Below are 13,197 nucleotides of genomic sequence, written 5' to 3'. Positions count from 1 at the left end.
ACTTTTAGCAACGCAGAGAATCGATAATAAAACGATCCCAAATTAGAGGTATTAACGCCTTAGTCTTTAACTGATTTATAAAGATCTGTAACTCAATTTGTCTCACATTGGTCCTATTTAAGGAGATCTTAGGCTCAGAAAGGCTAAAATACTCTAATGCCTTCCTTAATGGTTCAATAGACTCTAAGGGTTGCTGTAGCCTACATTCAGCTATTGCCTTAAGTCTAGTTCCATCACCAGTATCTATTTCCGAAACATTACAATTAATCCCAAGGGTTTTTTCTATTACGTTCTTTATTAACGATTGAAGAGTATAGGGTATATCGTATAAGTTTACACCCATTGGCGGAAAGAGGAGTTTTACACTACCTCGCGTGTCCTTCAGATTTCTAACTACAACGTCTATATAGAAGAATATAAAGAGAATGCCACAAATCTTCAATTTAAATATCTTTATTTCACCAACTGTAAGATTATCGCTTAGGGAATTTTTTATTGCATTAGCTAAATCAAGTTCTTTTACATTTCCATTGCTACAAATCATCCCCTTTATACTAGCCAAATTTCTTATTTTTTCATCCTCGGTATATTGGATCACGTATAGATCATGGTTCTTTAATCCAGCTTTCTTGATTGATTTCTGTAAAATATTTGAAATATATATTAATGGTTTATTATGGGAGACAACTAACCATTCTCCGTACTCGTCAGCGTAAAATGGCTCTCTAACCTCATCGTTTTTATCTTTCTTGAATATGTCAAAGATCAATTTTTGAGCCTCTAATAACATTATGCAACTAAAGTTTAAATCCTTAACAATTAGCAGTTACAAGGATTTATGCTCGAAAAATATGCCAGATAGCGATATGACTATACAGTTTACATATATTTAAATCTTAAGTGAAAGTAGTAGATAGAATAGAGATGCGATTAAGTTTACGTTTTGCCATACTAGTATTTCTGTCCTTTTTAGTAATTATACTAAGCTTTATAATTCCGTACATTTTACAAGGTTTTGGAATAACCAACCAATCTACGATTAGCTCAGTAATTTTCTATCTTAGGATGCTTCTATACATTTTATAGGCTTATGGATAGTCTCGTCGATAGCAGAAGCTATAAGGGTTTATTCGCAAAGGAGACTCGGTATAAGAGCTAATGTAATAGCAAACAGTGTAAAGTACTTTGGATATGTGCTTGTTCTACTATTAGTGGTATTGCCCTTAGGAGTTAGCTCCTCTACACTAATTGCGGGAAGTACTTTTGCCGGTCTAATTGTAGGTCTTGCTGTGCAACCAGTCTTAAGTAACTTTTTTGCTGGCTTGCTAATAATGCTAAGTGGATATATTACCGTTGGGGATAAAATAAGAATTGTTTCCACACAAGTACCATTCTTTCTTGCACAGTTCCCAGCCTATAAGTATTTTTCAACGGACTTTATAGAACAAGGATACAAAGGTACAGTGGTTGAGATAGATTTGTTTTATTCTAGAATTCTTTTAGAGAATTTAAGAGAATTAAGAGTACCAAATATTGTATTACTAAACTCAGCAGTTTTGGATTAGACCTCGAAATACTCTGAAGAGCAAGTTATTAATGTAAGGGTAGAGTTTCCTTTAGCTTTCGTTGATATAAGTACTTTAGAAAATCTAGTTAAAGAGGAATTGAAGGACTTTAACGTAATTGAAGGACCTTACATAAATGAGTAAAGCGATAAGGATCACGTAATAGTATTAGCTAGATTAAAAATAGATGTAAATGAGGAATTGGAGAAAAATAAAATCGGATGCAGTAAAAAGATTATTAAGACTAAGGCAAGATCTTATAGCTAAAGAGCAACAAGATTCACAACAAATCAAGACCTCATAGTCTTTCTCAGCTTAATTGACAAGTTTTACCAAAATGTCGTTCTAATACAAATTAATAATAAAAAGAACCTACCTTGTATAGAATTTTAAAGTAGAATTAGACTCGTAAAGTTTGCTATACTTATTAATATTTAGAAAACAAAAAAACTCATTAGAAAACCAATGAAGGTATATGTTATAGACTATCATAAAGATGATCCAAGGAAATGTACCGGTAAGAAGTTAGTTAAACTTAAACTTGCTGAACTTTCGAAAGTAGGCAGAGGTATAATTCTTGATCCCTTCTCTGAAAGAACCTTATCAATAAAAGACAAAGATATATTAATAAAGAGGGGTATAACGATTATCGACACCTCATGGAATAATACGTCACTAAACGAATTTAAAAGTGTAAGAGGAGAGCATAGAAGATTGCCAATTCTGTTTGCAGGTAATCCAATACATTATGGCATAGCCTACAAACTGTCATCTGTTGAGGCGTTGATAGCCACGTTATATATTCTTAATGAGGTAGACGAGGCTATGAAGTTCTCTAATGTAGTAAAGTGGGGTCACACTTTCATAGAATTGAATGAAGAGCTTCTGGAAGCATATAGAAATAAAGATGAAGAAGAAATAAAGAGGATCGAAAAGGAAATTATTGAAAAAATTCTTAGAAAATAAATTGTGCGGACCCGCCGGGATTTGAACCCGGGACCGCCGGCTCCGCAGGCCGGCGCTCCGTCCTGGCTAAGCTACGGGTCCTCAAAGTATTGTTCTGTATTTGATGTTTCCTTTCTCATGCATATTAATAATGTTTACTAAGATCTAAGATGCGTCCCTTAGAAAATAATGAGACAAAAGTAGATGTAAGCTTATAACATTTTTAGAAATTTTAAGATTCGTATTCTTCATAAATGTCCATTTGCCCTTCCGCATTAAAACTTATAGCGTATTTTTCATAAAGTTATATATGTTAGAAAATGGCTAAGCAACTTACCCTATTTGATATACCTTCATCTAAATCTGTCAAGAATGAACAAAATACTCAACAATCACAACCTAGCTATCCCGTTGAGGCAAAAAGGATAACTAAGAAGGAATGGCTTGAAGAGGCTCAAGAAAATAAGATATATTTCCTATTGCAAGTAGATTATGATGGCAAGAAAGGTAAGGCTGTATGTAAGTTATTTGATAAAGTAACCCAAAAAATTTATGCCTTATATGATAGTACTGGACATAAGCCATACTTTCTAGTAGATCTTGAACCAGATAAAGTAAGTAAAGTGCCTAAAATTGTTAGAGATCCAGCATTTGATCATATAGAGACTGTGACTAAGATAGACCCATATACTTGGAATAAATTCAAATTGACTAAAATTGTGGTTAGAGATCCATTAGCGGTAAGAAGATTAAGGGACGATGTTCCTAAAGCATATGAGGCTCACATAAAGTACTTCAATAATTATATGTATGACACAGGTCTGATTCCAGGTATGCCTTATATTGTTAAGAATGGTAAGTTAGAGAGTGTTTCCTTGTCTTTAGACGAGAAGGACGTTGAGGAGATTAAGAAAGCGTTTGCTGACTCAGATGAGATGACTAGACAAATGGCAGTTGATTGGCTTCCCATATTTGAAACTGAAATACCTAAAATAAAAAGGGTTGCGATAGATATTGAGGTGTATACACCAGTTAAGGGTAGGATTCCAGATTCTCAGAAAGCAGAATTTCCAATTATAAGTATTGCTTTAGCAGGAAATGATGGGTTAAGGAAGGTTCTCGTATTAAACAGAAACGATGTTAATGAAGGAAATGTAAAACTCGAAGGATTATCAATAGAAAGGTTCAATACTGAGTATGAACTATTAGGGAGATTTTTTGATATATTGTTAGAATACCCAGTAGTTCTTACCTTCAATGGAGATGATTTTGATTTACCCTATATCTACTTTAGAGCGTTAAAATTAGGCTATTTCCCAGAAGAAATCCCCATAGATATTGTCAGTAAGAATGAAAGTAAGTACTTGGCCGGTCTTCATATAGATTTATACAAATTCTTCTTTAACAAGGCAGTAAGAAATTATGCATTTGAAGGTAAGTATAATGAATATAATTTAGATGCTGTAGCAAAGGCCTTATTGGGTACGTCGAAAGTTAAGGTAGATACGCTAATATCCTTCTTGGATATAGAAAAGTTAATAGAATATAACTTTAGGGACGCTGAGATAACGCTTCAGCTTACGACGTTTAACAATGATCTAACTATGAAGTTAATTATATTATTCTCGAGAATTTCTAGACTGGGAATAGAGGAATTGACGAGAACAGAAATCTCTACTTGGGTAAAGAATCTATATTATTGGGAACATAGGAAAAGAAATTGGTTGATTCCTCTAAAGGAAGAAATATTAGCAAAATCCTCAAACATTAGAACCTCTGCACTAATAAAAGGGAAAGGTTATAAGGGCGCAGTAGTTATAGACCCTCCAGCTGGAATATTCTTTAACATAACCGTTTTGGATTTTGCGTCGCTATATCCATCAATAATTAGAACGTGGAATCTCAGTTATGAGACTGTAGATATTCAACAATGCAAAAAGCCTTATGAAGTAAAAGATGAGACCGGTGAGGTACTACATATAGTTTGCATGGATAGACCAGGTATAACTGCAGTAATAACCGGGTTACTAAGAGACTTCAGAGTAAAAATATACAAAAAGAAAGCGAAGAACCCTAATAATAGTGAAGAACAAAAACTACTTTATGATGTGGTACAGAGAGCAATGAAAGTCTTTATAAACGCTACCTATGGTGTGTTTGGAGCTGAAACATTTCCGCTATATGCACCAGCAGTAGCGGAGAGCGTTACTGCATTAGGTAGATATGTGATTACCAGTACTGTGAAGAAAGCAAGGGAAGAAGGTTTAACTGTACTATATGGCGATACTGATTCGTTATTTCTCCTTAACCCTCCTAAAGATAGTCTAGAGAATATTATAAAATGGGTCAAGTCTAATTTCAATTTGGATTTAGAAGTTGATAAAACATATAAATTTGTTGCATTCTCAGGATTGAAGAAGAATTATTTTGGGGTATATCCGGATGGAAAGGTTGAGATAAAGGGGATGTTAGTGAAGAAGAGAAATACACCAGAATTCGTAAAAAAGGTATTTAATGATGTAAAGGAGCTAATGGTTTCAATAAACTCGCCAAATGATGTAAAGGAAATTAAAGGAAAAATAGTAGACGTGATTAAAGGATCATATGAAAAGCTAAAGAATAAGGGATACAATCTCGATGAATTAGCGTTTAAAGTGATGCTATCTAAGCCTTTAGACGCATATAAAAAGAACACTCCCCAACATGTGAAAGCAGCTCTACAACTTAAACCTTTTGGAATTAACGTCTTGCCCAGAGACGTGATATACTATGTTAAGGTTAGATCAAAAGATGGAGTAAAACCAGTGCAACTAGCAAAAGTTACTGAAATAGATGTGGAGAAATATTTAGAAGCTTTAAGGAGCACATTCGAACAAATCCTAAAAGCATTTGGAGTATCTTGGGATGAAATAGCAGCTACAATTTCAATAGATTCGTTCTTTTCATTTCCAGGAGGAAAAGGAAATAATTAACAAACCTAAGAGTGTTTTCACAATAATGTTCTTTTTTAACCCTTTAAGGTAGAAAGTGTTTAGAAAATTTAACTATTTATTTTATTCTTCCTCCAAATCTTCCTTTTCCTCTTCTTCTGTTAGTTCTTGTTTCTGTTCACTTGTCATTTGGGCTGCGTCATCTAATATGCCTTTCTTTATTTCATCATTAATATAAAATGATACCACATAGATCTTCTTATCTTGAAAATCACTTTCTTTCCATTCATTCTCGTAGCTTATTATATACAATGGAATTTTAGCAAGAGCCTCTTTTTTATCCTTGCCAACTAAAAAAGTCTTAATTGCTTCATAAACCTCAGGTTTTAACGGAAGGGGTAATCGTACCTCTTGATTGTCACGCATAATTATAAAATCTGAAGCTAGTTCATTCCATTCCTCTAATGCCTCTTTTGCAACATCTCGTAATACTTTGCTAATTTCACCTTCAGCTATTTTCTCTAACGTAACCTTTCCATTTTCACTCTTTACTATTAAAATTTTCATTTATGTTCACCAATTACATAGAGATATACTGTATGATTCATATTTCCGTCCTCAACTTTTATTACTTCCTTTGGATTCCAACCCCTTATTTCAAATTCGTGAGAAACCACCCTAGTTCCAGGTTTTAGCTCTTTCTCGAGCTTTGGTTTTAGCATCTCATTAACATTTGTTAAAAGGAACATTGTAACTATAGTAGCTTCCGAAATATCGACGTCGAAGAAATTACCTTTTACTATTGAAGCTCTTCCCGTTACTCCGTTTTTCTCAATGTTTGCTAATGCCTCTCTTATTCTTTCATCGTTAATTTCTACACCTATAGCCTTCTTTACGTTGAAATCCTTTACTGCCGTTATTATTATCCTTCCATCTCCACATCCTAAATCATATACTATATCGTCTGGAGAAGCTTTAGCTATTTCTAACATTCTTCTTACAACTTTGTCTGGTGTTGGTACATAAGGAACATGTGGTACGTAACTCAAAACTTCTCACTTCAAAATAATCCTATCTCATCCTAGGTTTTTAATTTTTTTAATAGCTTCTTCTTTACCTGCTTTCTTGTCTGGCTTTAGGCTAGCATCGAATGGCATCTTAGTCAGTATGGGGATTATTTTCCCATCGTCTGTTTGAACTAATAATTGGGGAAGAAACGGCATATCGAATTCGTCCTTTTCACCATAATCTGCAAGAAATGCGTAATCTTCCATTTTAACTTCTTTTTCTAAATTTAGTTCCTTAGAAAGCTCATCTAAAGTTTCCATAAATACCTTGTGTAAAGGGTGGGATTCCGAGGTTACCAGAATCAATTTTTTAGCTGTCATCCCGTATCACTAGTTAAAAGGGTTTAAAATAGTAGTGGTTGCTATGTTAACCAGAATAAGAAGGCAAATAAAAAGAGTAATAGAACCGTTAGCAAAAACATTAACCAAATTTGGAGTAAGTGCAAATTTTATTACATTACTAGGACTAGTATTTGCAGTAATATACTACTTTGAAATCATGAGAGCTAATACTGTGCTAGGAATAGTTTTTTTAATAATTTCAGCAATAATGGATGGAATAGATGGAGAAGTAGCAAGAGTATCAAATACTGCATCTCCCTTAGGGAGTTTCTTAGATTCTACGTTAGACAGGATAGAGGACATTCTTTACATCTCCGCTTTCATATTCTTAGGATTTACCTCGTATCTTGTGGCGATAGCTGTTGGACTATCTCTAACAATTTCATATATTAGAGCTAAGGCTGAATCACTTGGGTTAAAAATGGAGGGTAGAGGAATAATAGAGAGAGGAGAAAGGATAATATTTGTACTTATAATTCTTCTACTTTACCTAATAGTTAGTAAACAGGTTTCCTTGTATGTATTTTATTTATTCATGTTACTTACTGTAATTACAGTGATCCAGAGATTCCATGCTGTCTATTCGTTACTAAGGAAGTAAAGCTGTAAGGGATTTTTAACATTACAATTACTTACGCATAAACCTAATTGCTTCATCTTCGCACATGAATACACGATATACCTAGTCTCTTTATCTCCTCTATATTTCTTATATAGGTCCTCTATGTTCGTAACGTTCCATTTTTTCATTATTGCTACTATGCTACTTAATCCCTTACCTATGTTAATGTAAAATGTAATTAAAGTCCTTATTTCCTCCTCATTTAACTTTTCCTTCCCTAAAATGCTTTCTATACAAGGAGGAATTATTCCTTTCTTTTCTATTAAGCTCTTCAATTTTTCTGGTATTTCCTTAAGATTCAGTGGTTTTATCATTTCAATTATTTTATTCTTAATATTTTCAGCTATCAGATCGGTAAGTTGATTTTTATCCAAATATACGTATCCATTATGTAAAATCTGTTTACTCAGCTTCCAATCATCACTAAGACCTTTTGTATATTTCAGATATTCTATAAAACTGGTACAAAAATCCTTTTGTATTATCCTTCTCTTTTTCTCTAAATAAAATTTTATTTGCTCACATCTATTTATCCTTAGATCTAACGATCTAGAAATTTCGAGTAAGTTTTCCTCATTCTCATTTTGAAGCAAAGATTTGAATTGTTTGGCTTCAGCGTATGCATATTTTCTAATAAGCTTAGGATCATTTAATACTGCTAGAGAAAGTAGTGTTGTGTAAAAAACGAGTACGGGTTCATCATAAGAGACATAATGTAGTAGTTCCTCACCAGACTTAACTTTTTGTATCCTATCTTTAGCTTGGTCTATAAGTTTAGTACTATTTAATAGCAAATCAGTTAGTGTAATACCCCCTCCATATTTTTTAAGTTCGTCATTAAGACTTTTGGTAAAAGGATATTTTTTAACGTCTAATACCATGTCCTTACTTAAAGTATTTTTAGATATGTTTAATAAACACTTGCTTTAAACACAGAATATAATGAAAGTACTTGTTACATCCGCGTGGCCATACGTAAATTCAGTACCACATTTAGGAAACTTAATAGGTTCAATACTATCAGCAGACGTCTTCGCCAGATATGCGAGGCTAAAATATGGTAAAGAAAACGTACTATTTGTAAGTGGAAGCGACGAACATGGAACTCCGATAGAGATTGAAGCTATAAAGAGAAAGGTAAATCCGAAGGAGCTTACTGATCAGGCTCATGAATATGATAAGCATCTCTTTCTTAACGTTTGGAAAATAAGTTTTGATAACTATACTAGAACTGAAAGCGAGACACATAAGAAATTCGTGAGGGAATTTTTACTAAAACTTATTAAATATGTTAAAGTATATGAAGATGAGATACCATATTGTGAATACGATAGATTATATCTACCAGATAGATTTGTCAAAGGGACATGTCCTTACTGTGGCTTTGAGGATGCCAGAGGTGATCAGTGTGATAATTGTGGTAAGTTACTAACTCCAGATTTACTTATAAATCCAAGATGTAGTATTTGTGGAAGAACGCCTCTATTTAAGAAGACTAAACATTGGTTCTTTGATTTATCAGAGTTTAATGAAAAGATAAGAAGTTGGATCAGCAGCTCTAACGAAATGCCAGATAATGTTAAGTCTATTGCGTTAGGATGGGTTAGTGAAGGATTAAAGCCTAGAAGTATTACAAGGGACAATAAATGGGGTATACCAGCACCATTTGAAGGAGCTCAAGATAAATCAATTTATGTATGGTTTGAGGCTCTTCTGGGCTATATATCAGCTGTAATCGAATATTTTGAAAAGAAGGGTGAAGTAGAAAAGTGGAAAGAGTACTGGTTTGGTAACAATATAAAAAGCTATTATTTTATAGGAAAAGATAATATTCCATTCCACGCAGTAATACTTCCAGCTATGCTCATGGCTTCAGAGGAAGAATATCACTTACCAGATGTAATAGCAGCTACGGAATATTTGCTATATGAGGGACAAAAATTTAGCAAAAGTAGAAAGATAGGAGTATGGATTGACGAAGCACCTGAGCTAATGGATGTAGAATACTGGAGATTCGTCCTAATTAGATTAAGGCCTGAAGAGAAAGATACCAACTTCACTTGGAGAGAAACTGTTAGAATAGTAAATACAGAACTTAATGACGATATTGGAAATTACATAAATAGGATACTTAGTATGTTAAATAGATATTATAACGGGATCGTACCAGAGTTTAGGACTGATGCTCTTGACGATAACGATAAGAAAATCATTAGTCTAATTAATGAGATTCCGAGAATTGTTGGAGATCTATTTGAGAAAGGTAAATTGAAGGCTGGAACTGAGGAAATGTTGAAATTCGTTAGGGAATGTAACGCATACTTAAATTTGAAGGCTCCTTGGGACCTATATAAGATGGGAAAAGAGACTGAATTAAAGAATACGCTTTATATAGGTGTCAATTCAGTGAAAACGATAGCTATCTTATTATATCCGCTAATGCCCTCACATGCTCAAGAGATATATGATATGTTAAACATGGGGAATGTAGAGAACGAGAGATGGGATATTGCTTCAAAGTTATCAATTAACAGTGGTCATAAGATAGGGAAAGTTAAAGTACTTTTCAAGAAGCTTGAACCAGAATTTGAATCTAAGGTTAAAGACAAACTAGAAAAAATAAGGAAAGATATAGAAAAAATTAGACCTACCTTACTCAAGTGAGACATAAGCCATAACTGGCTCAAATTTTCTTCCTCTACCTTCATAGAACTTGCTAAACATCTCGTAGAAATGAAGCCTTAAATCTTGTATGAATACTACTAACCCTTCTAAACCTATTGCTAGCAAGTTTCCTATTATCAGTATAACTATTGCTATTGGATTCAGTAGCACTCCTATGGTATTTACGGACGGTGCAACTAAATATGCCATATATGAGAATGCGTACAGTATATAATAGTGTGATAAAGCAAACACTAAGACTCTTATAAATGAAATAGTATTTGACAATAACAGTAGCGCTCCCTCAAATCCACCTTCTATGAAACCCATAGCAATAGCGGAACCCCATGTCGCATTATCATGTCTCTTAACTAGAATTGCGTGAGCCGCCCAATTATATAATAGCGCAAATGAAGTCCACCATACTATTCCGTAACCTATGATATTTTCACTAAAGGATTTCATAAGAACAGCGTTAAGTATTTGACCTAATATCTGTTGATCCACGGTAAAGAAATTGGCTGGATCTGTTATACCATACATGAAGATGAAAATTGGAACAACATAAAGTAGGAATAGCGGAAGTTTTTCAAAGAACAAGAATTCAGGATCCTTCTTTCTGATCGCATCTATGATACCTAATAGAGAACTCACAAACAGCGCTATAGCTCCTAACAACACTGAGAATATCATGGTATTTTCTATACTAACACTAGTACTATATTCACCAAAGGGTAAGAGGAACTTTATTGCCTCAGATACACTTGCTGGAATTGGCCATAAGTTGAAAAGAGGACCCGCGCTATAATTGTCGTTATTTAATATCTCCCTTAACCCACCTACAGGTAAGGGACCAAAGAAATCTCTCGCTAGTAAACCCGTTATCATCGCGACTATACTTGAATATATTAGAATTATAGATAATTTAGGAATGTTCTCACTACCTCTCCTCTTTCCATATCTATAGAACCATATCGAGAATAATAATAGAACTATAGCGTTTCCAAAATCTGGAAACATTAATCCAAACAATATTGGGAAAGTGAAAACAAGAAAGGCTATCGGCGATATTTCCCAATACGAGGGAGATCCATATATTTCAACTAACGATTCTAAAACCTTTATTGACTTTGGCAATTCAACCAATGTGGGTGGTTCCTCCTTTTCACCATATCTTCTAGGTCTTATATAATCCACATATGCGAGATCCTTCATTTCATTTTGTACTTTTTTAACATATTTTTCAGGAAGATAGCCTTCTATTTGTAAATAATATTCGGAAACTCTAGCTTTATTCATGATATTTAACGCATCTCGAACTGTGAGCAATTTACCGTACATATTTTTAATATAGTTCTCCTCAGTCTTCACTTTCTTTGCCAATTCTTCTCTCGTTCTTTCTAAAATAGTGTTTATCTGGTTTATTCTCTCCAAAATCTCGTTATAGAGTTGAAAGGGCGATTTTCCTTCTTGTAGTTCGTATCTCCTAACTCCAGCTTCTCTTAATTTCTTATCTATATCCGCATTCTTTTCAGTAATAATTAGAACAGTATATTTTCCCTCTTCAAATCTTGTGTAATATACGAAACCGGAATCGCCTATAATTTGACTGATGAGCCCTAACTTCTCCTCACTAACTTGAGCTAATATTACTTCAAATAGTTCCAAGGAGTATAAGCTAGATAATTCCACAGTTATTGACTTGATCGGTTCCAGTTCTTTTAGCTGTTGCACGTACAGATCCTTTTCTGCTCTTAGCCTACCTATTTCCTCTAATAGTTCCTTATATCTTTCTTCCAATTTCGATGCTTCTTCACTGACATCTTGCGCTGCTTTGATCCAACTACTTACTTTTATACTTCCTAATGGTTCTATTATTAATCCTCCCAGCTCCATGATTATTTTTAATTTGCTTATGTGATCTTGGACTGCATTAATTAGTCTTCTAGCATCTTCTATTCTCTCATTACTTAATGGATAAAGGGGATCCTCTGGTTGAAACATGCCAAGCTTGAGAAGATTAGTTACGATAGGATCTATAGCAGATTTATCAGAAATTATCTGTAATCTGACCATATTCTCTGGTAATAGCACTTTAATTACCTCGGGATATGTATTAGTAGGTGACTTATAAGTATTTAATCTCTGTTATTTAGAATTAATTCGCAATGGGTAAAGTGTTTGTTGTTGGAGACAAGTACACAGTTTCTCTCTTTAGAATGGTTGGAACTGAAGGGGATTTCATAGATGACCCTTATACTTTGCCCGATATCATTTCTAAATTAAAGAAGAGGGAAGATATAGATCTAATACTAATAACTAAAGACATGTATGAGCCTATAAAGGAAAAAATTGACCCAATAATCGCAGATCAAAGAAAACCTTTAATAACAATTATTCCTTCTCCATTCAGTGAATCCAAGCCATTAGATGTAAGGAAGATGATAATGAAGGCGTTAGGTTTTGGGTGAAATAAATGGATTTTGAACAACTATTAGATAAATCTTTGAATAAAGTTAGAGAAGAGATAAAAACAGAGTTAAGTAAAAGCTTAGATGAAGCTATAAAGCTAATTAATGAAGGTCATACTAAAATAGTACAGGAATACACGCAAAGAATAAACGATTTAATAGCCAAGACCAGAGAGGAAATTGAAGGGGAAAAAGCAAGATTGGAAGTTGAAAATAAGAGAACACTATTAGTCGAAAAAGAATACTGGATAAATAAAGTTTATGAGAGAGTTTTGGAAAAAATTGGAGAGGTAGTTAAAACTAAGGAATACAAGGATGCGATACAGAATATACTAAATAAGGAAATTAAAGAGATTAAAGGAGAGAAGATTACAATATATTGCTCCCAAAATGATAAATCAACAGTAGAAAAAGTTGTAGGCAATAATAAAAACGTAACCATCAAGACTGATGACAAAATGCTTGGTGGAATAAAAATATATTACGAAGAAAGTGGATTAACAAGAGATTTTTCATTAAAACTTATCTTAGACCAAGTTTTTGATAGTATGAGGGGAAAAGTCTCAGACATGTTGTTTGGAGGTAAGTAGA

12 protein-coding genes, 1 tRNA gene and 1 pseudogene are annotated in these 13,197 nt (G+C 33.7%); 7 read left to right on the top strand and 7 right to left on the bottom strand.

Features of this window, described 5'->3' with window-relative positions:
* Positions 1-4: 4 nt before the first annotated feature.
* Complete coding sequence (locus tag GFS03_RS08965; protein ID WP_153423611.1) at positions 5-790, bottom strand: hypothetical protein; 786 nt, start codon at positions 788-790, stop codon at positions 5-7.
* Positions 791-924: 134 nt separating this feature from the next.
* Here GFS03_RS08965 and GFS03_RS08960 point away from each other — a divergent pair.
* Both GFS03_RS08960 and GFS03_RS08955 read left to right on the top strand, forming a co-directional pair.
* Positions 925-1,869, top strand: a pseudogene (locus GFS03_RS08960) (mechanosensitive ion channel family protein).
* Positions 1,870-2,030: 161 nt separating this feature from the next.
* Positions 2,031-2,531, top strand: a complete 501-nt coding sequence (locus tag GFS03_RS08955; protein ID WP_153423609.1) for a DUF367 family protein — start codon at positions 2,031-2,033, stop codon at positions 2,529-2,531.
* Positions 2,532-2,537: 6 nt separating this feature from the next.
* On the opposite strand, the gene GFS03_RS08950 is transcribed toward GFS03_RS08955, so the two are convergent.
* Positions 2,538-2,612 (bottom strand) — tRNA-Arg (locus tag GFS03_RS08950).
* 218 nt (positions 2,613-2,830) lie between these two features.
* Here GFS03_RS08950 and GFS03_RS08945 point away from each other — a divergent pair.
* Complete coding sequence (locus GFS03_RS08945) at positions 2,831-5,482, top strand: DNA-directed DNA polymerase I (protein ID WP_153423607.1); 2,652 nt, start codon at positions 2,831-2,833, stop codon at positions 5,480-5,482.
* A gap of 81 nt (positions 5,483-5,563) precedes the next feature.
* On the opposite strand, the gene GFS03_RS08940 is transcribed toward GFS03_RS08945, so the two are convergent.
* The 3 genes from GFS03_RS08940 to GFS03_RS08930 are packed head-to-tail and all read right to left on the bottom strand — an operon-like array spanning position 5,564 to position 6,828.
* The gene (locus GFS03_RS08940; RefSeq protein WP_153423605.1) at positions 5,564-6,007 is read right to left on the bottom strand and encodes a DUF2286 domain-containing protein; all 444 of its coding nucleotides are present in this window, start codon (positions 6,005-6,007) and stop codon (positions 5,564-5,566) included.
* A complete protein-coding gene (locus GFS03_RS08935; RefSeq protein ID WP_153423604.1) occupies positions 6,004-6,489 on the bottom strand; it encodes a protein-lysine N-methyltransferase in 486 nt (161 codons plus the stop codon). Before GFS03_RS08935 ends, GFS03_RS08940 begins: the two co-directional genes overlap by 4 nt.
* 27 nt (positions 6,490-6,516) lie before the next feature.
* Positions 6,517-6,828: a hypothetical protein gene (locus tag GFS03_RS08930; RefSeq protein ID WP_153423602.1), complete on the bottom strand. Its 312-nt coding sequence runs from the start codon at positions 6,826-6,828 to the stop codon at positions 6,517-6,519.
* Between the two features lie 34 nt (positions 6,829-6,862).
* On the opposite strand from GFS03_RS08930, the gene pgsA reads away from it, so the two are divergent.
* On the top strand, positions 6,863-7,450 hold the full coding sequence (gene pgsA, locus GFS03_RS08925) for an archaetidylinositol phosphate synthase (protein WP_153423601.1): 588 nt from the start codon (positions 6,863-6,865) through the stop codon (positions 7,448-7,450).
* On the opposite strand, the gene priL is transcribed toward pgsA, so the two are convergent.
* On the bottom strand, positions 7,429-8,352 hold the full coding sequence (priL, locus tag GFS03_RS08920; protein ID WP_153423599.1) for a DNA primase regulatory subunit PriL: 924 nt from the start codon (positions 8,350-8,352) through the stop codon (positions 7,429-7,431). The genes pgsA and priL overlap by 22 nt on opposite strands.
* Before the next feature lie 61 nt (positions 8,353-8,413).
* Between priL and metG the strand changes: the two genes are divergently transcribed.
* Positions 8,414-10,135, top strand: a complete 1,722-nt coding sequence (metG, locus tag GFS03_RS08915) for a methionine--tRNA ligase (protein WP_153423597.1) — start codon at positions 8,414-8,416, stop codon at positions 10,133-10,135.
* On the opposite strand, the gene GFS03_RS08910 is transcribed toward metG, so the two are convergent.
* Positions 10,124-12,229, bottom strand: coding sequence for a V-type ATP synthase subunit I (locus tag GFS03_RS08910; protein ID WP_153423595.1), 2,106 nt, complete (start codon positions 12,227-12,229; stop codon positions 10,124-10,126). The two genes, metG and GFS03_RS08910, sit on opposite strands and share 12 nt — an antisense overlap.
* A 74-nt stretch (positions 12,230-12,303) precedes the next feature.
* On the opposite strand from GFS03_RS08910, the gene GFS03_RS08905 reads away from it, so the two are divergent.
* Both GFS03_RS08905 and GFS03_RS08900 read left to right on the top strand, forming a co-directional pair.
* Positions 12,304-12,606, top strand: a complete 303-nt coding sequence (locus GFS03_RS08905; RefSeq protein WP_153423593.1) for a V-type ATP synthase subunit F — start codon at positions 12,304-12,306, stop codon at positions 12,604-12,606.
* A 5-nt stretch (positions 12,607-12,611) separates the two neighbouring features.
* Complete coding sequence (locus tag GFS03_RS08900; RefSeq protein ID WP_153423591.1) at positions 12,612-13,196, top strand: V-type ATP synthase subunit E; 585 nt, start codon at positions 12,612-12,614, stop codon at positions 13,194-13,196.
* Position 13,197 lies beyond the last annotated feature (1 nt).

This window comes from Sulfolobus sp. E5-1-F, from assembly GCF_009601705.1.
Lineage (GTDB): Archaea > Thermoproteota > Thermoprotei_A > Sulfolobales > Sulfolobaceae > Saccharolobus.
This window is presented reverse-complemented; position numbering and strand designations above follow the sequence as displayed.